We start from the raw sequence: 23,231 nt of genomic DNA, 5'->3' as shown, positions 1-23,231 counted from the left end.
TAACCTTGCTGTATTATCTTACTCCATTTAGTTACAGGTGGATCACATTGTTAATAGCAAGCTGTATATTTTATTGTTTCTTTATCCCGGCCTTTATCTTTATTTTGTTTGGCATTATTTTAATTGACTTTTTTTCTGCCCTTCAAATAGAAAAAAACCAACGAAAAAAGAAATGGCTGTTAGTAAGCATTTTTTCCAACCTGGGCTTATTGTTCTTCTTTAAATATTCTAATTTTTTTATTGAGAATATCAACACCGCCATTGGCAGCAATTTTATTTTATTTAAAATTATTTTACCGCTTGGATTATCGTTTCATACATTTCAATCACTTAGCTACACCATAGAAGTATATCGAGGCAATCAAAAGGCAGTAAAACATTTAGGATACTTTTCATTGTATGTACTATTCTACCCGCAATTAGTAGCAGGTCCTATCGAACGTCCACAACATTTGCTGCCACAATTTTTTACCGCACATAAATTCAACTGGCAAAATTTACACGAAGGCATCCGCCTGATGCTTTGGGGCTTTGTAAAAAAAGTTGTTTTAGCAGATAGGCTATCAGGTTTTGTTGACAATGTTTTTAATCATCCATTAAACGCAAATTGCGGTGCCACATGGCTGGCTGTTATTTTCTTTGCTATTCAAATTTATGCTGACTTTTCAGGCTATTCTGACATAGCCATTGGTTGTGCCAAATGCATGGGCATTGATCTCTGCATTAATTTTAAACGACCTTATTTTTCTAAGAACATCAAAGAATTTTGGCATCGTTGGCATGTGTCCTTATCCAGCTGGTTTAGAGATTATGTTTATATCCCGCTGGGCGGAAATAGAAAAGGAGAACTAAAGAAAAACGTCAACACATTATGCACTTTTATTTTAAGCGGCTTGTGGCATGGCGCTGGTTGGAATTTCATTATATGGGGATCGTTGCATGGCAGCTATGCTGTTCTGTTCAATTTGTATGAGAGATATATAAGCAAGAGAATATTCCCGAAGATCATAGGTTGGTTTTTGACCATTTTAGTAGTTCTATTTGCATGGATATTTTTCAGGGCTTCCTCATTCCACAATGCAATAGAGGTAATAACAAGCGCATTACATTTCAGTAACTTTTCTCTCCGCGGTGCTTTAACCAATTATGGGTTGAATACGATCATTCTCATTGCACTTGTTTGTGGGTATGTTTTCGGCGTTGAACGATTTTCGTCTTTAACTTTAAATTCTTTTAATAAATATTTTGTAGCAGACATCATATTCATGAATATAAATTGCTTCCTCATTATTTTTTGGGGAGTATTTCATAAAATATCCTTTATTTATTTTCAATTCTAATGTACAGGCAACGACTTTTAATAACATTACTTTCAAGTTTACTCATTGCCTGGGTATGCGGAACATATTTTGATCATCGCTTTAAAGAAAACTGGCAAAGAGTTTTTTTTGATAAAGGAGATGCCTGTGCCAATTCAACACCTGACTACGATCTGTTATTCTTTGGTGATTCCCGTGTACAATTTGGAATAGATCCTTACTATGTAGATTCCTGTACAAAGCTTAGCTCTTTCAATTTTGGAATTGCAGGTGCAGATCCAAGAGTAACGGCACTTTTTGCTAACTGGTATCTTGAGAACCATCCTGCTCCTAAAATAGTAGCGATTAATTTAGATGAATATTCTATAGACAGTACAGATGCCTTTGAAGCAATGTTTGGCTTGTTGTATTATTTAAAAAGCCCTACTGTTACCGATGCTATGAAAAAGATGCATTACAACACTGCCCTTATTAAACTCCTTCCTTTTACCAAATACAGTTTTTTTGATGACTACAACAGAATGACCATTTTTAGATCAGACCTGAATGCATCAGGGTCTGCATATGGTAAATATTCGTACCGTGGATTTACTTCTCTGAATCCACTCAATTTTAAAGATCATGCCATTGTAATTGATGATGGTAAGAATAAAGATTTTAAGATAAATCTTGCGCAGGTTGCTAATATGGAAAACATAATAACATCATTCTTGCAAAAAGGAACAAAAGTGCTTTTGTTTTATCCTCCTATTAAAGATTCCATCTTTGAAACCGAAAAAATTAAAAAAGAAATAGCCATTAAAACAGGCACTCAGCTTTCAGCCAAATTCAATATCCCTTATATAAGATTTGATACCATGTCGCTTTTTAAAACTGATATGTTCTTCGATCACGCCCATTTAAATGAAACAGGCGCATCAATACTTTCTAAAAAGATGGGAGAAGAAATTAATGAACTGATCTTTAAACAATAACTACAGATTGTAAACTACAGATCGTAGAAATACCTCGAACGATTGATCTTCAGATCACGCAACATTCCCGATTTTGGGTTGATGGTAAAAGTGAAATAACGGTTGGGCGATATGGGAGAAATGGTGATCGCCATTTGCCAGCAGTGCATATCTCTTGAAAGAGATAATGATACTCCGCCTAATTGCGCCGTCGTAATATTATAATAGCCGTTAAATCCTAATTGCCATTTGGGAGACAATCCCAGGGTTCCGCCAATGTTAACGTTTTGGCTGATCAGTGTCTGAAAATCCTGTTCTGTAATATTAAATGTTCTTGAAAAATTTAAAGAGTAGGATAAATTAACCGACCATGGAATACTAAAATCCGTAAACATGGCAGGGTTATTATTAATGTATGCCATCTCCGTTTCGTATTCCGATAAAGGCATGCCGGATGCAGGATTATAATTTACCGGTTGGGTAACAGGTGAATTGCCCGGTGTTACTTTATTTTCGCCGCCTTTAAAAGAGCTGGATAAGGAAATATTTCCTGTCATTAACCTACCTAATGTAAGCAAATGTTGTTTCCAAACCAGCGTATTTATTCTTCTACCTGTTGAATCAATTTGATAAGGGTCTAGTTGCCCCGAAGCCGTAAAGTTTACTTTGTTAAAAAGATTGGTACGGGCGCTTATTGCAAATGTGCTGAACTGAAAAGAATCAACCAGGAAATTATAACTGCCGCTCAGGCTCAATCCATCCAATAAACTTATTTTTTTCACGCCATTCGCACTGGTGTCTTTTTTATTGCGCACCTTCATTTGAATATTGTTGTCAACACTAAAATTCAAGCCTCCAAACCTGCCGCTGCCAAATGGACCATACAAGCTGCCGTCAAAAACAGAATAACGTTGCGTATGGCCTGCACTATCTACTTGTGTATTGTAATAGAAACGGCTATTCATGTCAGGGGTATAGCTGATGCTTATAGAAGGGCGGATCTCATGACGTATTGCCTGGATCTTTGAATTTTTGCCAAACGCCATCATACCAAATATTCTTGTGGATACACTAAGTCCGAATGACATACTACGGGCTGAATAAAATCCTTTTTGAATTGTAGTATCTAATTTATTGGCATCTTCATCCCAATTGCGTATCAACTTTTGTTGGTACCATCTTTCTGAATAACTAACGCTGGGGGCTAGCTGCAAAACACCCACAGGCGGCAACGACAAGGAAATAGGAACGTTATGCGATGCTCCCCACTGAAAATTCTTGGATATTTGTTTACTTACACTTAATGTTCTGGTTAATAATGAATCATCGCTGAAAGCGGTTTGGCTTCTTGCTTCAGTATTTAAACCTACGCCTATATTCTCATACCATTTCAACGTCCCGACAGCTTCTTTTCTTCTAAACGGATAAACAGTAGTTACTACAAACGTGGCTGCAGGCAAGGTCACACTAAATTGTTTGTTGGTAGAGTTTTGATTATGACTGGCAGTTAACGACAAACTGAAAGGCTTGTCTTTCCATACTTTGGAAAATTGTATAGACGAGCTCAACTGGTTGGTATAATTCAATCCTATATTACCCGGAACAGATTGGTTAAATCCACTGCTGCCTGCATCTACATTAGCAGAAAAATTCACGCCGGGTCTTGCTTTGCTGTCCATCATATGCGACCATCTGATATGGAACAAATGGCTTATCCTATAATCGGGATCTCCTTGAAAATTAGATTTAAGCGTATTCAGATCCAATGAAAAATTACCCCGATAATGATAGCGTTTATAATAGTTAGGCGCTACATTCAACATCCATCCTCCGTAAGAATATAATGTTCCCCTGAACACAATATCCCAATTATCGCTTAACACTTTGTAGTAACCTAAACCTTGCATGGCTATACCTTGTGTTTGATCCGATATAAAAGTAGGCGCTATCAAGCCGGAATGCCTCCCCTGCACCATCGGGAATATCCCGAAAGGCAAATAGATAGGTAATGGCACACCTTCTATTTCAGGATGTACGGGTCCGGTTATTGCCATTTTTTTATTAATGAACTTTATTTTTTTACTAACAAAGCCAAAGTGAGGTGTATCTAAATTACAAGTGGTGAATGTTCCTTTATACGCATAAAAAACATCCGGGCTGATCTTCTTTATTTTCTCTCCATGAACAAATATCTCTCCTTGCTGGGTGTAGGTACTACTGGTTAACCCCTTTCCTGTTTTCATATTAAATTTGATCGTGTCGCTTCTTGATTTAAAATCGCCCTGTACAAAAAGAGGTACACCGATTAATTTACCGGTGCTGTCTCTTTGTATCGTAGCAGAAACCAGGTGGTTCTTTTGATCAAACTCGATACCCGGCGCCGTTAGTTCATTATCCTGGTATTTAGCTTTAGAGCCTTTGCCATACAAGCGTATTCTTTGTGCTGGCACATCCAGCACCATTGAATCATCAGCATGATAGGTAACCGGTGCATCCAGTGAATCCTTAGATCCTTTTATTGTAAACGTATCTATCTTGGGAACCAAAGTATCTGTTAATTTTTTACCAAAAGAAACTTTGGTGCTATCATTTTGCGTTAAAGAATCAGACTTTTGAACAGGAATAAAGGAAGAAGAATCGATAGGACCCGGCGGTGGCGAATCAACAATAACGATATTACCTGCAAGAATAAAATGCCCATTGCCGCCTTTCATCGCCACTGTAAATAACAGAAGCGAAAGCACAAAAGCTAATATGTATTTTGCCTTACCTTTGTAAACGTTATTCATGGCAGTTGGCGGCAAAAATAATCATAATAGCCACAACAAACTGTGAATGAACTGATAATTACTAACGCCCATAAAAAACCATTTATATGTTGAAAAACAAAATATCCCTTGTAATTGTATTGCCATTTGTTTTTCTTTCTCTTCATAGTTTCTCCCAAACTGCAAAAAAATTAAGAACCATTATTGTTGATGCCGGGCATGGCGGCGAAGACGGCGGCGCACATGGCGCTTATGAAGGTGGCTTAAATTCATGGGAAAAAAACGTAACACTTGCTATCAGCAATAAGCTGGTGGCGATCCTGCAAAAAGATCTGCCTGATGTAAAAACAATACCTACCCGTACAACAGACATCTATCAGCCTGTAAAAGAAAAAGCACAAATAGCGAATGACAATAAAGGCGACCTGTTTGTTTGCATACACGCAGATGCCGTAGCATTAAAAACCGGCAGGCGACAAATAGGTACTCGTATCGAAATAAAACATACTACTTATTATGTGGGTAAAGGAAAGAAGAAAAAGAAAATGATCAAATCAAAGAATGTAGTAGTGCCGGTGTATGAATATTATAAAATAGGATGCCCGCAGGAAGGTACCAGCGTTTGGATATTTGCTGCGCATAAGACCGATGAAAAATTAAAAGCTGTTATGAACAATACTGATTTTGAAATTGATCAGGGCAATGACAGTACAGAAAACAGCATTGACTTTAGTTCTCCTGAATACAGAACCATTGCACAGATATATGCAAATCGTTTTCAGAAAAGAAGCATTATGTTAGCGCAATATGTAAATGAAGAAATTGCCAATACCGACAGACCTGCATTAGGTATCAACCAACGTCAAAAAGGTATTTGGGTGTTACAGGCTACCAATATGCCTGCTATCCTGGTTGAAACCGGCTTTATCACCAATCATGACGATGAACGCTATTTGAACAGCGAAAAAGGGCAGCAGGAAATAGCAGAGAGCATTGCAAAAGCGATTAAACGTTATAAAGAATCTATTGAAAATCCTAAACCTGTAGTGGATACTTCTAACAGTACACAACAAACAACCAAACCCAATTAATTCCATTATTTATTATTTTGGACTGAATATTGTTTAGCGCTTACCATAAGAAATAGATTACATCTATCGACTATGGACCATAACTATGGTCTGCAGACTATAAACTATTCATCCTTTTCCGTTATTTTTGATGATTAAACTTTACAACTGACGAATGAAAATATCTAACGAAACGAAAATAGGCGCACTTACCTGTATCTCTATCGTATTATTAATATTGGGTTTTAATTTTTTGAAAGGGAAAAGCTTCACCGGCAAAAATGAACATTTTTATGCCGTGTTCGATAATATACAAGGCCTGGCTAACAGTAACCCTATTACGATAAATGGTAAGCAGGTAGGTACTGTTACTGCAACCGATGGCGGAAGAGACATGAGAAGAATTGTGGTAACAATGACATTAAATCAAACCCTGGATATCCCTGATAACTCTGTTGTAACCATTGTTCCATCAATTTTAGGAACTACCTCCATGGATATCAAACTAGGAAACAATAGCGCCTTATATAAAAACGGGGATACCATTCTTACCAAAGCAACCATGGGCACTATTGATGAAGCTTTTCAAAAAATAGATCCTGTATTGATAGAGGTAAAAAAGGCAGTAGGCTCCCTGGACAGTGTTTTACGCAATGTGAACGGCTTATTGGATGACAATGCAAAAGAAGCCATTAAAGGCACTATGCTTAACTTGAACAAGACTACCGCTAATCTTGCTATTTCTTCTGCATCCTTGCAAAACATGCTGGATCCACAAACAGGTGCTGTTGGAAAAACAATGAACAATCTAAGCTCGGTTACGGGTACATTGGCTAAAAATAACGACCAGATTGAACAAACATTGACCAACGTAAATAAAACAACCGCTAACCTTGCCAATTTAGATCTGCAAAAAACATTGACTACATTGAACGGAACAATAGACCAGCTAAAAACACAATTGAGCAGCGAAAGCGGTACAGCAGGAAAGTTTTTGAACAATGCCTCTTTGTATAATAACCTGAACGCAACTGCTAATAAAATAAATTTATTGCTGGATGATATAAGAGTTCATCCTAAACGCTACGTAAGCATTTCTGTATTTGGCAAAAAAGATAAAAGCGAACCTTTGGCAGTACCACTGCCCGATACAGTAAATGCGCCTTATACGCATTAGTCTTAAAGGCTTTTCTTAACAAATAAATGAAGAAATTGCACCGGCTAAAATTATCCAGTTGAAATTAATTGCTGCACATACAGTTTCTTTATTCTTACTGTTGATCATCTGTAACAGGACTGCTGCACAAGCTCCCGCTGCGCAAGATGATACCACAAGGATCATTCAGATCATACAAGGTAAAAGCTTACGCCAAAAAACAATCGATTCCGGTTTTGTAATTGAAACTATTGCGGGCAATGTGATCTTAAAAGAAAGGGGCACACTTTTTATTTGCGACAGTGCTGTTATCAATCATCATACAAACGTATTAGAAGCTTTTGGTAATGTACACATCAATCAAAACGACAGTATCAATACCTATGCGCAACATTTACGCTATGTGGGCAACGACAGGATCGCATGGCTGGATAACAATGTAAAGCTTGTTCAAAATAAAGGAACGCTTTATACCCAATCATTAAAATACGATCTTAAGACTAACATCGGCGACTATACGAACGGTGGTAAAGTTATAAACGGCAAAACAACCCTCACCAGTGAAAACGGCACCTACTACGCCGATACAAAGGATGTTTACTTTAAAAATAATGTTCACCTGGTTGATCCTACACATGAGATCATTACAGATAGCTTATTATACAATACAGAAACGCAGATCACCACCTTTATAACCCAAACCTATATTAAAGCGCAGAAAGGCGGCAATATCTACACAAGCGAGGGAACTTACGATCTGAAAACAGGGAGTGCCTTTTTTGGTAAAAGAACCATTATTAAAGACAGTAGCCGTATTTATATTTCAGACCAGAGTGCTTACGATCAAGCCTCAGGCATCTTTCAGTTGGAAGGCAATGCCGTAGTTAAAGATAGTGTGAACGGTTATACAATTATTGGCGGGCAGATCTTTTCAAATCAAAAAACAAACACTGTCCTTGCTACCAGGAAACCGGTATTAATATTTGTAGGTGAAAAGAACGATAGTACTTTTATTGCCGCAGATACACTCTTCTCGGGGTTGAAAAAACGAGATACCATTGTTACAGCAGCAACAGATACTAACACAGTAATAAAACAACCGCCAGCAAAATTATCCTTAGGCAATAAATTTTCTTTTAAAAAGAAAACAGACAGCTTAACAACCGCTATAAAAGACTCTGCGCAAACAACCGTTGACTCCTTATTACCTAAAAATGATTCCGCACAAATTGCAGATTCAATGAAAACAATGGTTGACTCATTAGTTTTAGCAGCTTCAAAAGCAATAGATTCTGCAAAAAAAATAGCTGCCGACACCACATTCAGGGATACCACTTTAACAATCAAAGAAAAGCAAGATAGTCTGTCACTAACGTCCATCGACACACTAAAAAAACCTACCGTTATAAATGCAGGCGCTGATACTTCATTACGTTATTTCCTTGCCTTTCATCATGTGCGGATATTCAACGATTCTTTACAATCCGTTTGCGACAGTCTCTTCTACTCTGCTGAAGATTCTGTATTCCGTTTGTTTTACGATCCATTGGTTTTTTCGCATCAATCACAGATATCCGGGGATACCATTTTTCTTTATACCAAAAACAAAAAGGCGGATATGCTTCGGGTGTTTGAATCTGCCATGATGATCAATCAACCTGATCCGCATTTATACAATCAAATGGCAGGCACCACCATGACAGGTTATTTTAAAAATGGCGGACTGGATTATCTACGGGTAAAAGGCTCTCCTGCAGAAAGCATTTATTTTCCTCAGAACGATGACAGTTCCTATATCGGCATGAACCGAAGCAAGGGCGACCTGATCGATGTATTTTTCATAAACAGGGAAGTGAACAAGGTAAAATTCATTAATGATGTAGATGGCACATTATACCCGCTTAAGCAGATCCCTACAGATCAAAAGTTTTTGCCGGGTTTTAAATGGTGGGATGAACGTCGTCCTAAAAACAAGCTGGAATTATTCGAGTAAAACTCGAATCCATTTAAAGAGAGTTTCCAAAGACCCATAGACTGCGGGGGTAAAAAAACCTTAAATTTAAGAGGATATACTCCATAGAGTAACTCACTGTTAACGCTTTGCAGCCTAATAATCCTTATTTTTGCGGCTTGCTATTTGCTATTAAAATGGCTTGTTTTATACATCAGGAATGAATTCAATTGCAATAAAGCCCAATTATTGTTGGGCAACAGCATGGCAGGATAAATTATTCCGCAAAAAAATACTCATCAGTGTTCTTTTGCTGACGATCCTTTTTTCAGGCTACCCAGCCTTTTTTCAATACCTGGAAAGAAGATCCGGTGCTACGTTAAACGATGTGGTTTTAAATGCTATCCCTCCTACAGACGTATCTGTTCCTATATTCCTGTTTATCTGGAGCACTACCCTGCTGGCAATTATCAGGGCAGTAAAACAACCGTTATTTTTCTTGACTTTTGTAAATGCCTACTGTGTGCTTTGCATATTGAGGTATTTAACCTTGTATTTTGTGCCATTGGATGCGCCAAAAGGACTAATTCCTTTGATCGACCCCATTAGCAATATGTTATATGGCAAAAAATTTATAACCAAAGACCTGTTCTTTTCGGGGCACACATCCACACTTTTCTTATTTTGTTTAAGTTTTCAACAACGGCTGGATAAATATTTTTCGCTTGGAACTGCCCTACTGGTGGGAATTTTAGTGCTCATACAGCATGTACACTATACCATTGATGTAATCGCAGCGCCATTTTTTGCATTTCTTTCATTAATAATTAGTAAAAAATGGATATTTTCGAGCCCAAATAATTCAATTAACCATTATTAACCCAAAGTTTTACTTTAAAAGTTGCTACGAAAGATTAAATTTGCGGGCGTTATTTTAAAGTTATCTTTCGACGGCAAAAAAAACAGGTATGAGTAAACTGACCAAAGAACCATTTAGACTAGCAGATGTGCTGACAGAGGAGCAATTGAAATTTTTTAGTGAAAATGGTTTTATACATTTTAAGAATTTTTTACCGAAAGAAACGGTTTCGCTTTATTTAAGCGAGATCAGTCGTATAGAAAAGGAATGGTTGGCAGAAGGTGTGGAGAAAATAAACGGTATTCCTTTAAAATTCGGTAAAGATGAAAGCGGGAACAAAATGATCCAGCGCTTTTGTTTTTTAAACAAATACAGCACTCCTTTAAAAGAATTGTTAGAGAACCCTCGTTTACAATTGGTAACGCAATTCTTAACTCCTTACGAAGGTCGTATTGCACAGGAAGAAAAAGACGGCTTAATTCTTAACTCTTACATACGCACTCCCAACAGCAAATTCACCCAAATGGGATGGCATACCGATAGCCCAAGAGACTTGTTCCTTGGTCAAAAGATTATGCCGATGCTGAACGTAGGTATTCACTTAGATGATTGCTCTTACGAAGAAGGCGGATTAAGAGTATTGCCCGGCACACACAAACAAGGTTTCTTAAAACTGATGTTTGGTAAAAAATACTTCGTTGATAACAATCCTGATCCTAAAGAAGTAGGATTGGATATTGAAGCCGGCGACCTTACTGTACACGATGGACGTATGTGGCACCGTGCACAACAATCTCCGCATTTTGGCGAAAGAAGCCGCAGACGTGTAATGTATGTGCCTGTAGTAACAGGTAAATTCAGACCAAAGCACGAAAACAGCAAGACTCCTTTCTATCACAAATTGGCAAGCAAAATTCAAAACTAATCCTTCTCGCCTTTTATGAGTTACGCACTTATCACAGGCGGAAGTAAAGGAATTGGAAAAGCAATTGCTATTGAACTGGCAAAGAAGAAGATCAACATCTTACTGGTTGCCCGTACAGAAGCTGAGCTGCAGATAACTACCACCGAAATAAAAAGAAATTACGGCGTTGAGGTTGATTATTTAGCTACCGACCTTTCCTTACCACATGCAGCATCCTTTGTGCTGGATTGGTGCAAGGCAAAAAAATACACGATACATATATTGGTGAACAATGCAGGCTATGGTTTAAGCGGCTTATTTGAAAGTCATACCCTGCAATCCAACACCAACATGTTGCAATTGAATATGATCACTACTACGCAGATGTGTCATACTTTTTTGCCGATGTTAAAGCAACAGCCTAAAGCATATATTTTAAACATAGCCAGCTCTGCTGCATATCAAGCCGTGCCTTATTTAAGTTTGTATGCTGCTACTAAAGTGTTTGTATTGTATTTCAGCCGCGGTCTATCGCACGAGTTAAAAGGAAGTTCTGTTTCTGTTACCTGTGTAAGCCCCGGTCCTACCGATACCGATTTTCCCAACCGTGCTCAGCTCACCGAAAAAGCGGCTAAAGCTGCCGAAAAATTTCATGTACCTCCACAGCAAGTTGCCGTTGCTGCAGTTAAAGCCATGTTTGCCCGCAAAAGAGAAGTGGTAACAGGCTTTGTAAATAAGCTCGCTGCTTTTCTTGCCTGGTTAGCTCCTAAAAGTATTACAGAGAGTACTGCTTCGAAGATTTATAAGTAAGGTTTTGGTTTTGCAATCTTTTATTTTCTATTTATCATTGTTAGACTTTTTGCACGACATATGTGCAGAATTTTGTTTTGTGTGATACTAACCCAAAGGTTATAAAAAAATAAATAGTAGTAACTCGCTGTCAGTATAAAGTATTGCATCTTTATTGAATAGATTAAAACGAAATCAATTATTATGAGTTTCTTAAAAAAATTATTTGGCTCAAAGAAAAAAGTTGTAGAACCCGAAAAAGAAAAAATCAATGTTAGGGGAATATATACCAATGCTCACTTTGACAACCGATATGAAGAAGAAAATATAGACCCTAAAATGGTAGAAGGTTGCCTTAAAATGATTGAAAGCTATTTCATTGATAATAAAATCATAAAAAAGATCGAAGACCCGATCAATCATCCAATAAATTTAGACCAGCTCGATCAGGATGGATTTGGTTTTATACTCTATTGCAAAGCATTTCGACTTGAGGAAGCTCAAGCAGCGATGTTTTTAGCATATGCTTTTAGTGCCTATTTGATTGAAAATTATTCCTTCAAATTATTTAAGGATAAGAATCCGGAATTCCCATTAAGATCAATGACATTAAAGTATGATAAAGAAGGAACGATGTTATCATTATATCCCTTTGAATACACCTCAAAAGTTTTAAATGGAAATGAAACTTTTTCTAACCTTGAAGAAAGAGTGAAATCGCAAATCACAAAAATGGCAGACATAAATAAAGTGATTCATAAATTTATTAAGCCGGGCGACAAAACTGATTAGGATTATTTCTCCGCCGTTGTTGGTCGTCTGACCAACAACTTCTGATTTGTTAGAGCTAACTTCTACAGTATACTTCTATCCAGTTTGTTTGAAATTATGACGATTGCATAAATCGTATTATATTAGGATTATTCAATAGAATTACGTCAATAAAAAGCCGTGTATTTAGTGTCATTCTCTTAAAAGAGGAAAAAAATATAACAAACTAAAAAGCTAATGATTGCAATTTTACTTTTAGTAATTCTTGCAGTAATTGTCTCGATAGTAAATCTTGCTAAAGGCGGAATGAATCAAAAACGTCATTCCAACTATAACAAAGACAATGAATTTCTATCAGACACATTAATGCGACAATTTAAAAGTCGCCGAGACTATTATAGAGAGGTATATCTTAAGTCAGATGCATGGAAACGGAAGCGTTATATAGTGCTTAAACGAGACAATTGGCGTTGTGTATATTGTGGTGAACGTGCTACTCAAGTCCATCACAAGAAATATGCAAAGAATATTGGGAAAGAACCAATCGAATGGCTTGTCTCGATCTGTAAACCTTGTCATAATAATAAACATCTTTTAAAATAACAAAAGCCTCCCAACCTTGATTCCTGTTCTCACTAACATTGCACTTCAAACCACTAAACATTAAAACTATGGGAAAAATAATTGCCGCAATCAACATGACACTCGATGGTTTTTGCGATCATACTGCAGGAATTGCTGATGATGAGTTGCATGAACATTACAGCGAACTGATAAGCAACGCTGGTGCTCTTCTATATGGAAGGGTTACTTACCAGCTTATGCAATATTGGCAAACGATAGTAAAAGATCCAACAGGTAATAAAGCACTGGACGACTTTGCCGGAACAATCGACAAAATACCCAAAGTTGTTTTTTCACATACAATCAAAAGCCTTGATTGGGAAACTGCAAGACTGGCAACCAAGGATATTAAAGAAGAAGTTTTAGAACTGCAGCAAAAAGAAAGTAAAGACATTTTAATTGGCAGTCCCGGTTTAATTGCAGCTATGACGGAGTTAGACTTAATAGAGGAATACCAGCTTTGTATTCACCCGGTTATTTTAGGAAATGGATTAACTTTATTTAAAAATATAACCGGTAAAAAATTACTTACACTTTTAAAAACAAAAACCTTTGGTTCGGGTGCAATAGTTCTTTATTATGAAGCAGCAGGTAAAAGGTAAGATCTTAGCGTTTTAACAATACTATTTTTTGTAAGAAGACAAAACGTAGCAACAATCAATAAACAACAATAAAAACACAATCACATGAGAAAAATATTTTCCTTTATGCACATATCGCTTGACGGCTTTGTAGCAGGACCAAACGGAGAAATGAACTGGATCAAAGTGGATGAAGAGCTCTTTGATCATATAGGTAAGCGGATAAGCCAGGGCGATACGGCTTTATACGGGCGGCTTACTTACCAGATGATGGAAAATTACTGGCCTACCGCGGGAGATAAGCCAAATGCAAGCAAGCACGACATAGAACATTCGCAGTGGTATAATAAAATTCAGAAGGTTGTTTTATCAAGATCAATGAAAGCTATAAGCCTGCCTAATACAAAAATCATCAGCGACAATCTTGCCGATCAGATAAATGAAATAAAACAACAGCCAGGTGGTGATATCCTTCTTTTTGGTAGCCCCACAGCAACACATTCATTAATGCAATTGAACCTGATTGACGGCTACTGGCTATTTGTCAACCCGATCATCCTGGGACAAGGCATTTCATTGTTTGCCGGCATCAAAGACAAAACAAAACTAAAGCTGTTGAACACCCGGTCATTTACTTCAGGAGTAACGGAATTGAATTATGTGGTAGATGGTAATAGCTAAAGAATAGCTCATATTAGCCCCCATTCAAACATAGACAACACGTACAAAAAATGAAAAATTTAAAACCACTTTTACTGGTAATTATCCTGCACACTACAGCTACCCTAAGTTTTGGGCAGGACATCAAAATCAAAGTCCCAACTTTTGACGACAAGTATTCGAAATATGTAAAGCAGCTTGAAAACGGAGACCTTGCTATTGACTACACCGATTTCAGGCACAGCTTTTTAGAAAGCAAACAGTTCAGCCAAAAAGGAACAGCTTATGATAGTTTGAAAGAGCTAGTGTATACCGCCATTAAAAGCAAGAATTACCGGGATGTTATTAACGAAACAAGATCTATGTTAAGCATTGACTATACAAGCATGTTTGCACACAAATATCTACAACAGACCTACAAAATTTTAGGGGATACCATAAATCAAAAAAAATACCACGACATTGAATTTGGATTGCTTCGTTCTATTACACGCAGTGGAGATGGCAACACCTGCGAAACAGGCTGGCACGTTACGCAAATTGAAGAGGAATACTTTATCTTAAACATGTTGGGAGACAGGTTACAGCAACAAAGCATAAGCAGCGGTGGTAAAAACACCTGCGATAAAATGGACGTGACAGAAGACGGCAAAACAAAAACCTACTATTTTGAAGCAAACAAGGTTTTTGAACAGGAAAGAAAATTACTTGAAAAATAAAATATCTTTCAATGAAATATCTTTTCCTATTTAGCCTTTTGCTTTTATCAGGTGCTGGTTTAATTGCTCCCTTGTAAAATAACCCTTCGCCATGTTCAAAGCTTCTACCTATTTTATAAAAGAACAAATCCCGGGCGCAACAATAAGCGACTTGATCAATCTTTATAAAAGAGCGCTGAAAGAACAAAGTGTAAGCAACATTTCATCAAACGCCGATACAATTGATTTCACAAACGACACTTTCCGTTTTGTATTAAATAAGTTCTCCAACAAATTTTCAGGTTTTTCCCAAGGGCAAATTACAATTGTTGATGAAGAGGATGAATTTGGCGTTTACCTCCGGGCAACATCAACAAGGTTATTCAAATCTGCCGGTATTATAGCAGCAGTCATTATCTTATTTTCTTTATTGAATTCCGAGTTTACCATATTTCCATTTATTATAGGACTTGTTGTATTCATTCTCCTGGTAATAACCGGATTGGTCTACACCAGTATCTTTTTCCCGGTTTATTTTAATAGTTTAAGAAATGATATTGAAAGAGAATTAGAGGGACAATAACAAAAGCAACAATGAAGTTTAATAAGATCATACCGACAGACATCTTAAAGCCTTACATTAAATATTTTGCGATCTCTGAAAGCAACGTGGAAAATAGTTACAAGGTTTTCCCTTCTACCAATTTGGTAATAGGTTTTCAATACCGTGGGCGGTTAGCAACTCTTATTAACGACAAAGAAACAGTTCTGGCAGCATCGGGCATAACCGGCATTTCAGACAGTCTTAAAATATTCAAAAATTCAAATGATACCGGAACGGTGTTGGTTTACTTCACTGAAATTGGTTTAACTCATTTTTCTTCCTTGCCTGTTAACGAGCTGTTTGATCAAAGTGTTTCGCTTGAGAACATTTTCGATAAAAATAAAGTAAAGGAAGCAGAAGAAAAACTGGCGCTTGCTAAAACAGATGGTCAACGCATCCATATGGTCGAACGATTCTTCTTATCTCAATTAAAAGATATTCAAAGCGATAAGCTTATTATAGAAGCCGTTAAGCTTATTTATGATTCAAAAGGCGCAATAAAGATCAAAGACCTGAATGAAAAGCTATTCATCAGCCAAAGTCCTTTTGAAAAAAGGTTTAGAAAATTAGTAGGAACAACACCCAAGAAATTTGCTTCTATCGTCCGCTTTCATTCTGTACTAAACGATCTGAATAAGATCAAATCCCTAACTGAAATTTGTTACGAGAATAACTTTTTTGACCAGGCTCATTTCATTAAAGATTTTAAGCAATATACCGGCGATACTCCCGAAACATTCAGGCGTTTTTTGTAAGAAAACGATTTTTTACAATTACAGCATTTTGCGTGGTTCTACTTTTACAGTATCAAAACAGTAAAAATCAAAAACAATGTTTACAGTAGAACAAATTAAAGCAGCTCATAGTAAAGTAAGATCAGGGGCTGATTTCCCTGCATATATTCAAGACATTAAGAAATTAGGTGTTACCCGGTATGAAACCTTTGTAACAGATGGGCATACGGACTATTCCGGCGCCAATGACCACCACACCTCCTCAACAGCCGGGTATGATGCTTTGGTAATTGCAGCAATAGTCAATGCGGAACAGTTCAAGAGTGACCTGAAAGAACATCAGCAAGGGAAAACCGATTATCCGGCTTTTTGCCGCATCTGTGCCAAATTGGGAATTGAAAAATGGGCTGTTTCAATAGATAAAATGACCTGCACTTATTATGATAAAGCAGGTAATGAGATTTTGGTAGAAGAGATAGACGATTGCCTGAAGATAACTATTCGTTAAAGACCTTGTTCTGTTAAGGTGTAAATTCTACTTTTAAATAAAATTGCCCATTAGTAATAACATGAGTTATAGGGATGGCTGAACTATCTGCTACTGTACCACTAAATGTTCCCCTAACTATTCCACTACTACCATCTATTGATGTAAATACAGCACTGGCAGTATCAGTTATTGTTTTATAGATAGTGGTATCTTGATTTTGTGTTTGGAGGTATGTAATAAATACAGGATAAGAGACATTAGTAGTAGGGACAGAGCTTAATCCTTTTATATAAAATAAATCGGAGCTAATATTAAATCCAGTTGTGATAGATCCTCCAAAAACTCCTGTTCCATTAAATGATGTAACAGGCACACCATCAACATTGGTTGTAATAGTTCCTAAAGCAGGACTATTAAAATTGCTTTTGGAACAAGAAAGCAAAATAATTGTTCCTGCGAGGATGGATAATATTATTTTCATATCCCAAATGTAATAAATCGAAGATTATACTATTCATCATTGTTGGGTCGCCTGAGGTAACTATATCTGTGTGGCAACATACTCAAGATAAAACTACTTTAAAAGGTATATTTTTTCTTTCAATGCCGATAATGTATTTAAAGCTATCCGACAAAAGACCAGTAATATTTCCTCCAATAAAGTCTAATGTAGTTTCTTGTGCAAAATATTTATTCAAATAATACCTTTTGCCATTTAAATCATAGTATGCAGCAGTATAGAATGTCCATGAGGATATTTGCTCATCAATGAAATTCGGAAAAATTTCAATTAAATATTCAATATCATTATTCGCCCAAGTTAGTTGCCGCCAATTAAAAGTAATCCAATCACTATGAGCCTTCTTAGAAACTTTAATTTTAGTAAGATGTTGTTTTTTTATGAAGGCGTCAATCGAGGAATCAATTATATTAAAAATTTCAACTTCTGTCATAAATTGTACTAATACCTAAATTTAATAAAAAGGCTTTGCCATTGTTGGTCACCTGACCAACAACAGCCATAAAACTACCATCTGCAATTTCGATATACCCATCTCTTTAACAAAATTTCGTCGGATTTAACAATGCAACCGGTGGAAAATAAGAAAGTAACCCTCGGCAATGAGAATGTAAGCGTCGGCAATAAGAATGTTTGCTTCGGCAAAGAGAAAGTTACCCCCTGTAAAGGGAATGTTTAAGCCGGTAATAAGAAAGTAACCTCCTGTAAAAAGAAAGTAAGCACCCGCAATAAGAATGTTTGCTCCTGTAAAAAGGAAGTAAACGTCGGCAATGTGAATGTTTGCTGCTGCAATAAGTATATAACCTCCGGCAAAAACAAAACAGCCAGCCACAACACCCTATTCTTATCCTCTCTCCTATATTCAGTAACTTTAATTGTGAAAATATTCTCCGCCAACCAAATAAAAGAATGGGACAATTATACTATTGCACAGGAACCAATAGCATCTATTGACCTGATGGAAAGAGCAGGAGGTAAATGTGTAGAATGGTTGCTTAACAACTATCCAACCTCCTCCTCTTTTATAATTTTTTGCGGCTCCGGCAATAACGGTGGCGATGGATTGGTAATAGCAAGAAAATTACAGGAGTCAACTGCAAAGGTTAAGGTATACATATTACCGGGCGAAAAAAGAAGCAATGACTTTACTATCAATTTAGAAAGACTAACAGCTATTCATCCGCAGTTCATCTCTGCAAAAGAAACCTTTCCCGAAATATCAAAAAAGGATATTGTTATTGATGCGCTTTTCGGCACAGGTTTAAATAAGCCTTTGCAAGGTTTAGCGGCTGAATTAGTACAACACATCAACCAGTCCAATGTAACCATCATCAGCATTGATGTGCCAGGCGGGTTGTTTGCAGATGCATCTTCGGTAAACAATACAGTTATGTGTGCAGCACATACGCTCACGTTTCAGATCAGTAAGCTGGCATTCTTTATGGCAGAGAATGGAAATTACACAGGCAATGTACATGTACTGGATATCGGCTTAGATAATAATTATTATCAACAAACAGCCTCCCCTTACGCTACTATTGACAACAAACAAATAGCTACCATTTACCAGCCCAGAAGAAAATTCTCACACAAGTATAATTATGGTCATGCATTATTATATGTGGGCAGCACCAACATGATGGGCGCAGCTATCTTATGCACTAAAGCCTGCTTAAGAAGCGGAGCAGGGTTAGTAACCGTTCATTGTATTGAAACAACTAAAGCAAGCATCAACATTACAATACCCGAAGCAATTACAACTACCGATAATACCCCGGATGTGTGGAACAAGAAAAATGTAATTGCTATTGGTCCGGGCTTGGAAATAACTGAACAAAACAAACAGTTAGTACAGGATATCTTATTAAATTATTCCGGCGGACTGGTGATAGATGCAACAGCGCTTACCATATTGGCGGAGTTCCCGGAATTATTGTCGAAAAGAAAACGTGCTGCCATTTTAACCCCTCATACCGGCGAGTTTGAAAAATTGTTTGGCAAAACCAATAACAATTTTGAACAACTGGAATTAGCAGTAAAAAAAGCAAGTGCCTTAAATTGCTACATTGTATTAAAAGGTCATTATAGTTTTGTTGTAACACCTACGCAAAAAGTTTTTATTAATACAACAGGAAACCCCGGTATGGCTACTGCCGGCAGCGGCGATGTATTCACAGGAATAATAACCGGCTTGTTAGCGCAAAACTATTCTGAAGAGAATGCCTGCATCTTAGGAGTTTACTTACATGGACTGGCAGGTGATGTTGCCGCTGATGCTCTTTCCGAAGAAAGTATGATCGCAGGCGATATTATACAGCATCTTAGCTTCGCTTATAAAAAGATCAAGACTGCCATTTAAACGTTGCGCCTTTGTATCCTTTGCTTCCTTGCGTGAAATAAAATAAAAAACGCCTCTTATTCAGAAGCGCTTTTATCGTTGTATTGTTTAGGTTTTAACAACTAACTTTTTTTCTTGGCAGCCTTTCCTGCACTGGCGTTGTTCGATTTGTAACGCATATCAGGAGTACCGTCTTTTTTTGTTGGTCCGGCAGTGGTTGCTGCTTTAGTTCCTTTATTTTCTTTGAATCTTTTGTCTGGCGTTCCGTCTTTTTTAGTGTGTGTAGCTGTTGTTGTTGTTTTAGTAGGGGTTGTTTGTGCCGATGCTCCCATGGTAACTCCGATAAACAACAATAATGCAATTAAAATCTTTTTCATATACTAGGTTTTTAGTTATCCTAAAGTTATAAGATGGTTTCTATAAAAGAACGTTAGTTTTTGTAAAGCGCTTGTTAACAGCAAAAAACACCTTGATAAAAAGCAAAGATAAAATCGAACAGAGGTTATTTCATAAGCTTATAAAAACTGTCAGTAAGATGATAGTGCAGATACTTCGGATGTTTCTTTATCATAGCTATGAATAAAAGTGTATAACCTACCAACTTGTTATCTTTGTACAAACATCAACTATGTGGCTCAATAATATACTGGAAACAATCGGCAACACGCCTCTTATTAAATTAAATAAGATCACTAAAGTGCTGCCTTGTACCGTATTAGCCAAAGTTGAATATTTTAATCCCGGCAATTCCATTAAAGACCGCATGGCTTTAAAGATGATAGAAGTTGCCGAGCAGGAAGGAAAATTAAAGCCCGGCGGCACCATTATTGAAGGTACCAGCGGTAACACCGGGATGGGATTGGCCATTGCTGCTTGCATTAAAGGCTATAAATGCATCTTCACTACTACCGATAAACAATCAAAAGAAAAGGCTGATATTTTAAAAGCATTGGGCGCAGAAGTGATTGTTTGTCCTACCAACGTAGAGCCGGAAGATCCCCGGAGTTATTATTCCGTTTCAAAAAGACTGGCAACAGAAGTTCCTAACAGCTGGTACGTGAATCAATACGATAACCTGGCAAACCGTTTGGCGCATTATGAACAAACCGGTCCTGAGATATGGGAACAAACAGAAGGTAAGATCACACATTTAGTTGTTGCAACAGGTACCGGTGGCACTATTGTAGGTACAGCAAAATATCTGAAAGAAAAAAATCCCGACATACAGGTTTGGGCAATTGACAGCTACGGTTCTTTATTGAAAAAATATTTTGATACCGGTGAATTGGATCAGAAAGAAGTCTATCCATACATCAGTGAAGGTTTTGGTGAAGACTTCGTTCCTGCCAATTACGATATGAGCGTTATCGATCGCTTTGAAAAAGTAACGGATAAAGATGGTGCTATTATGGCTCGCCGTATTGCCAAAGAAGAAGGACTGTTCTGCGGTTACAGTGCCGGCAGTTGCCTGCAAGGTTTACTACAATTAAAAGGGTTACTAAAAGAAGGCGATGTAGTGGTTTGTATCTTCCACGATCATGGCAGCCGTTATGTTGCCAAGGTTTATAATGACCAATGGATGATGGAGCGTGGCTTCCTGGAAGTAAAAACCATTAAAGACCTGGTAAATGGCAGAGCATCGCAACAGCTCATCAGCATCTCTCCCAAACAAACCGTTGCAGAAGCGATTACCATAATGAAGAAGAATGACATTGAAAATATACCCGTAATGGACGGTGATAAAATTACCGGCGCTATTTCTGAAAGCGGTTTATTCAATAAGATCATCAATAATCCATCTATAAAAAAGCAAACGGTAGAGTCGGTAATAGAAAAGCCCTACCCCGAAGTAGCGTTTGATACACCTGTTGAGCGCCTAAGCTCCTTTATTACCAAAGAAAATGGAGCTGTTTTGAGCAAAGATGATAGCGGATACTTCCATATTATTACCAAATATGACATTCTGCAGAACCTTACCAAGTAAAAAATAGACCACAGATTTTTAAGATTGTGATGATTTCCGCAGATAGCATCTTATATAGATTTATATAGATCATAACGATCCGCTTTATCAGCATTCCATCTTTCGGTATTCTACTATTTTTAACAAAAGTCTTTACCACACTGCATTTCAGTGTTAAATGCGCATATCACATTACAATAAATTCCACACTCAACATACGTAGTTTTACGATAACGGATACGTATCCGTCCTACAGATTTTACTTAAAAAACAACAACGTTTCAGTATTTACTGTACCACATAAAAAGAGCAAATCCGCTCTTGTACAGCATTGTAAGGCGATGTACTTTTGTGTCAGAAGTTGATTGATAGGAATTATCAATCTATATCCAAAAATCCTGAGCAAAAACCGAAATTGAATCCAACATTTCTGAAAAGCTGTAAATAAATCCAGTATCAGTCAACTTCTTTTAAAAACGTCGAAATCCAAATCGTAATAAAAGTTGAAAAACTAAAAACCAAGTCCAAAGAAAAACCAAGATCTAAATCCTAAAGAAGACCAAAAATTTAAAAACCAAGATCCAAGAAAAAAACCAAATCCAAATTCTAGAGAAGACCAAAAAGAAATCTGTACGTCCAAAGAAAACCAAGAAATTCCAAATCCTGAGGAAGAATTAGTACACACTGAAACCAGAGCAAATTATTTAATGTAGTTGTATCTGGAGAGGTTAGCCCCTCAAACAATGTATTCAAAATCCTGGATGAAACCGCCTAATGGTAGGTTCTTCAAGAGATTCACTTCCACAGCCAAACATAAGAAAGCTGTGGAAGTTTCTTTTTTTAGATTTTCTTTAGCCAAAACTTTGCTGACAAACAATAGGTTATACTCATTCTGAGTAAAACAGCCTCGTAGTTTTACGATAGTTGACATACGTAGCACTCCTATCCCATTAACAGAAATCATACGACTTTTCATGTAAATACTGTACCTCTAAAATAGAGCAAATCTGCTCTTGTACAGGGTTTCAACGTGCTATATCTTTGTGTCATGAAGTTGATTGATAGGAATTATCAATCTATATCCAAAAATCCTGATAAACCGAATATCCAATTATTTCTGAAAAGCTGTAAATAATCCAGTATCAGTCAACTTCTTTTAAAAATGTAAAAAAGTGTCCAAATCGCTTTATATATTCAAGATCCTAGAGAAGACCAAAGTTTAAAAGCCAAAGCCCGAAGAAAACCAGTTTCAAGATCCTAAGAGAAGCTGAAGAAATCGAATCCTAAGAAAACCAAAAAATAGACCAAATCCTAAGAAAGATCAACACTCACTGAAACCAGAGATGAGCTTATTAGTTATTCCCTGGCGAGGTAGCCCCTCAATGTAAGGTATTTTTAAAGACTAACTTCCACAGTTTGGCACCGTTTCAAATTTGTGGAAGTTTTCTTTTTTTGGCAACTCTCCCATTTTTCTTTTGT

At 37.1% G+C, this 23,231-nt stretch carries 23 protein-coding genes; 18 read left to right on the top strand and 5 right to left on the bottom strand.

Annotation, left to right across the window (positions count from 1 at the left end):
* Window positions 1-104: 104 nt before the first annotated feature.
* Window positions 105-1,340 (top strand): MBOAT family O-acyltransferase, encoded by a 1,236-nt coding sequence (locus tag K9M53_RS06810; protein WP_224018876.1) that lies wholly within the window; start codon window positions 105-107, stop codon window positions 1,338-1,340.
* Window positions 1,340-2,293 (top strand): SGNH/GDSL hydrolase family protein, encoded by a 954-nt coding sequence (locus K9M53_RS06805; RefSeq protein ID WP_224018875.1) that lies wholly within the window; start codon window positions 1,340-1,342, stop codon window positions 2,291-2,293. The genes K9M53_RS06810 and K9M53_RS06805 overlap by 1 nt, the downstream gene beginning before the upstream one ends.
* A gap of 14 nt (window positions 2,294-2,307) precedes the next feature.
* Here K9M53_RS06805 and K9M53_RS06800 read toward each other — a convergent pair whose 3' ends face one another.
* Window positions 2,308-5,061 carry a putative LPS assembly protein LptD gene (locus tag K9M53_RS06800; RefSeq protein WP_224018874.1) on the bottom strand — a complete coding sequence of 918 codons (2,754 nt, stop codon included), beginning with the start codon at window positions 5,059-5,061 and terminating at the stop codon, window positions 2,308-2,310.
* An 86-nt stretch (window positions 5,062-5,147) separates the two neighbouring features.
* Here K9M53_RS06800 and K9M53_RS06795 point away from each other — a divergent pair, with 86 nt between their 5' ends.
* The 14 genes from K9M53_RS06795 (at window position 5,148) to K9M53_RS06730 (ending at window position 16,949) form a co-directional block, all read left to right on the top strand.
* The gene (locus K9M53_RS06795) at window positions 5,148-6,131 is read left to right on the top strand and encodes an N-acetylmuramoyl-L-alanine amidase family protein (RefSeq protein ID WP_224018873.1); all 984 of its coding nucleotides are present in this window, start codon (window positions 5,148-5,150) and stop codon (window positions 6,129-6,131) included.
* 154 nt (window positions 6,132-6,285) lie between these two features.
* Window positions 6,286-7,287, top strand: coding sequence for an MlaD family protein (locus K9M53_RS06790; protein WP_224018872.1), 1,002 nt, complete (start codon window positions 6,286-6,288; stop codon window positions 7,285-7,287).
* Between the two features lie 58 nt (window positions 7,288-7,345).
* On the top strand, window positions 7,346-9,259 hold the full coding sequence (locus K9M53_RS06785) for an OstA-like protein (RefSeq protein WP_224018871.1): 1,914 nt from the start codon (window positions 7,346-7,348) through the stop codon (window positions 9,257-9,259).
* Window positions 9,260-9,437: 178 nt separating this feature from the next.
* Window positions 9,438-10,097, top strand: coding sequence for a sphingomyelin synthase family protein (locus tag K9M53_RS06780; RefSeq protein ID WP_224018870.1), 660 nt, complete (start codon window positions 9,438-9,440; stop codon window positions 10,095-10,097).
* 88 nt (window positions 10,098-10,185) lie between these two features.
* Window positions 10,186-11,001: a phytanoyl-CoA dioxygenase family protein gene (locus K9M53_RS06775; RefSeq protein ID WP_224018869.1), complete on the top strand. Its 816-nt coding sequence runs from the start codon at window positions 10,186-10,188 to the stop codon at window positions 10,999-11,001.
* 15 nt (window positions 11,002-11,016) lie between these two features.
* On the top strand, window positions 11,017-11,790 hold the full coding sequence (locus tag K9M53_RS06770) for an SDR family NAD(P)-dependent oxidoreductase (RefSeq protein WP_224018868.1): 774 nt from the start codon (window positions 11,017-11,019) through the stop codon (window positions 11,788-11,790).
* Between the two features lie 183 nt (window positions 11,791-11,973).
* Window positions 11,974-12,561, top strand: coding sequence for a hypothetical protein (locus K9M53_RS06765; RefSeq protein ID WP_224018867.1), 588 nt, complete (start codon window positions 11,974-11,976; stop codon window positions 12,559-12,561).
* Between the two features lie 216 nt (window positions 12,562-12,777).
* Window positions 12,778-13,143 carry an HNH endonuclease gene (locus K9M53_RS16200; protein WP_390687621.1) on the top strand — a complete coding sequence of 122 codons (366 nt, stop codon included), beginning with the start codon at window positions 12,778-12,780 and terminating at the stop codon, window positions 13,141-13,143.
* Between the two features lie 68 nt (window positions 13,144-13,211).
* Window positions 13,212-13,766, top strand: a complete 555-nt coding sequence (locus tag K9M53_RS06755; protein WP_224018866.1) for a dihydrofolate reductase family protein — start codon at window positions 13,212-13,214, stop codon at window positions 13,764-13,766.
* Window positions 13,767-13,850: 84 nt separating this feature from the next.
* Window positions 13,851-14,426, top strand: coding sequence for a dihydrofolate reductase family protein (locus tag K9M53_RS06750; protein ID WP_224018865.1), 576 nt, complete (start codon window positions 13,851-13,853; stop codon window positions 14,424-14,426).
* Window positions 14,427-14,476: 50 nt separating this feature from the next.
* On the top strand, window positions 14,477-15,124 hold the full coding sequence (locus K9M53_RS06745) for a DUF4919 domain-containing protein (RefSeq protein ID WP_224018864.1): 648 nt from the start codon (window positions 14,477-14,479) through the stop codon (window positions 15,122-15,124).
* A 91-nt stretch (window positions 15,125-15,215) separates the two neighbouring features.
* Window positions 15,216-15,686: a hypothetical protein gene (locus tag K9M53_RS06740; RefSeq protein WP_224018863.1), complete on the top strand. Its 471-nt coding sequence runs from the start codon at window positions 15,216-15,218 to the stop codon at window positions 15,684-15,686.
* Between the two features lie 11 nt (window positions 15,687-15,697).
* On the top strand, window positions 15,698-16,462 hold the full coding sequence (locus tag K9M53_RS06735; protein ID WP_224018862.1) for a response regulator transcription factor: 765 nt from the start codon (window positions 15,698-15,700) through the stop codon (window positions 16,460-16,462).
* Between the two features lie 76 nt (window positions 16,463-16,538).
* Complete coding sequence (locus tag K9M53_RS06730; RefSeq protein WP_224018861.1) at window positions 16,539-16,949, top strand: DUF1398 domain-containing protein; 411 nt, start codon at window positions 16,539-16,541, stop codon at window positions 16,947-16,949.
* Between the two features lie 13 nt (window positions 16,950-16,962).
* On the opposite strand, the gene K9M53_RS06725 is transcribed toward K9M53_RS06730, so the two are convergent.
* From K9M53_RS06725 to K9M53_RS06715, 3 genes are all read right to left on the bottom strand, one after another.
* On the bottom strand, window positions 16,963-17,412 hold the full coding sequence (locus tag K9M53_RS06725; RefSeq protein ID WP_224018860.1) for a hypothetical protein: 450 nt from the start codon (window positions 17,410-17,412) through the stop codon (window positions 16,963-16,965).
* Window positions 17,413-17,494: 82 nt separating this feature from the next.
* On the bottom strand, window positions 17,495-17,884 hold the full coding sequence (locus K9M53_RS06720) for a hypothetical protein (protein WP_224018859.1): 390 nt from the start codon (window positions 17,882-17,884) through the stop codon (window positions 17,495-17,497).
* Window positions 17,885-18,010: 126 nt separating this feature from the next.
* Window positions 18,011-18,283: a hypothetical protein gene (locus tag K9M53_RS06715; RefSeq protein WP_224018858.1), complete on the bottom strand. Its 273-nt coding sequence runs from the start codon at window positions 18,281-18,283 to the stop codon at window positions 18,011-18,013.
* A gap of 45 nt (window positions 18,284-18,328) precedes the next feature.
* Between K9M53_RS06715 and K9M53_RS06710 the strand changes: the two genes are divergently transcribed.
* Window positions 18,329-19,810 (top strand): NAD(P)H-hydrate dehydratase, encoded by a 1,482-nt coding sequence (locus tag K9M53_RS06710; RefSeq protein WP_224018857.1) that lies wholly within the window; start codon window positions 18,329-18,331, stop codon window positions 19,808-19,810.
* Between the two features lie 101 nt (window positions 19,811-19,911).
* Here the strand turns inward: K9M53_RS06710 and K9M53_RS06705 are convergent, their stop codons facing one another.
* On the bottom strand, window positions 19,912-20,166 hold the full coding sequence (locus K9M53_RS06705; RefSeq protein WP_224018856.1) for a hypothetical protein: 255 nt from the start codon (window positions 20,164-20,166) through the stop codon (window positions 19,912-19,914).
* A gap of 251 nt (window positions 20,167-20,417) precedes the next feature.
* On the opposite strand from K9M53_RS06705, the gene K9M53_RS06700 reads away from it, so the two are divergent.
* Complete coding sequence (locus tag K9M53_RS06700) at window positions 20,418-21,773, top strand: pyridoxal-phosphate dependent enzyme (RefSeq protein WP_224018855.1); 1,356 nt, start codon at window positions 20,418-20,420, stop codon at window positions 21,771-21,773.
* Window positions 21,774-23,231 lie beyond the last annotated feature (1,458 nt).

The sequence above is a fragment of the Ferruginibacter albus genome, from assembly GCF_020042285.1.
GTDB lineage: Bacteria > Bacteroidota > Bacteroidia > Chitinophagales > Chitinophagaceae > Ferruginibacter > Ferruginibacter albus.
The sequence above is the reverse complement of the archived record's forward strand: the minus strand, read 5'-3'. Positions and strand labels throughout refer to the sequence as shown.

Excerpts from the sequence above, each read along its gene's own strand:
- K9M53_RS06770 (WP_224018868.1), top strand. The coding sequence starts at position 11,017 with ATGAGTTACGCACTTATCACAGGCGGAAGTAAAGGAATTGGAAAAGCA.
- K9M53_RS06720 (WP_224018859.1), bottom strand. The coding sequence starts at position 17,884 with ATGACAGAAGTTGAAATTTTTAATATAATTGATTCCTCGATTGACGCC.
- K9M53_RS06800 (WP_224018874.1), bottom strand. The coding sequence starts at position 5,061 with ATGAATAACGTTTACAAAGGTAAGGCAAAATACATATTAGCTTTTGTG.
- K9M53_RS06735 (WP_224018862.1), top strand. The coding sequence starts at position 15,698 with ATGAAGTTTAATAAGATCATACCGACAGACATCTTAAAGCCTTACATT.
- K9M53_RS06775 (WP_224018869.1), top strand. The coding sequence starts at position 10,186 with ATGAGTAAACTGACCAAAGAACCATTTAGACTAGCAGATGTGCTGACA.
- K9M53_RS06740 (WP_224018863.1), top strand. The coding sequence starts at position 15,216 with ATGTTCAAAGCTTCTACCTATTTTATAAAAGAACAAATCCCGGGCGCA.
- K9M53_RS06755 (WP_224018866.1), top strand. The coding sequence starts at position 13,212 with ATGGGAAAAATAATTGCCGCAATCAACATGACACTCGATGGTTTTTGC.
- K9M53_RS06705 (WP_224018856.1), bottom strand. The coding sequence starts at position 20,166 with ATGAAAAAGATTTTAATTGCATTATTGTTGTTTATCGGAGTTACCATG.
- K9M53_RS06795 (WP_224018873.1), top strand. The coding sequence starts at position 5,148 with ATGTTGAAAAACAAAATATCCCTTGTAATTGTATTGCCATTTGTTTTT.
- K9M53_RS06780 (WP_224018870.1), top strand. The coding sequence starts at position 9,438 with ATGAATTCAATTGCAATAAAGCCCAATTATTGTTGGGCAACAGCATGG.
- K9M53_RS06765 (WP_224018867.1), top strand. The coding sequence starts at position 11,974 with ATGAGTTTCTTAAAAAAATTATTTGGCTCAAAGAAAAAAGTTGTAGAA.
- K9M53_RS06805 (WP_224018875.1), top strand. The coding sequence starts at position 1,340 with ATGTACAGGCAACGACTTTTAATAACATTACTTTCAAGTTTACTCATT.
- K9M53_RS06750 (WP_224018865.1), top strand. The coding sequence starts at position 13,851 with ATGAGAAAAATATTTTCCTTTATGCACATATCGCTTGACGGCTTTGTA.
- K9M53_RS06790 (WP_224018872.1), top strand. The coding sequence starts at position 6,286 with ATGAAAATATCTAACGAAACGAAAATAGGCGCACTTACCTGTATCTCT.
- K9M53_RS06700 (WP_224018855.1), top strand. The coding sequence starts at position 20,418 with ATGTGGCTCAATAATATACTGGAAACAATCGGCAACACGCCTCTTATT.
- K9M53_RS06745 (WP_224018864.1), top strand. The coding sequence starts at position 14,477 with ATGAAAAATTTAAAACCACTTTTACTGGTAATTATCCTGCACACTACA.
- K9M53_RS06725 (WP_224018860.1), bottom strand. The coding sequence starts at position 17,412 with ATGAAAATAATATTATCCATCCTCGCAGGAACAATTATTTTGCTTTCT.
- K9M53_RS16200 (WP_390687621.1), top strand. The coding sequence starts at position 12,778 with ATGATTGCAATTTTACTTTTAGTAATTCTTGCAGTAATTGTCTCGATA.
- K9M53_RS06730 (WP_224018861.1), top strand. The coding sequence starts at position 16,539 with ATGTTTACAGTAGAACAAATTAAAGCAGCTCATAGTAAAGTAAGATCA.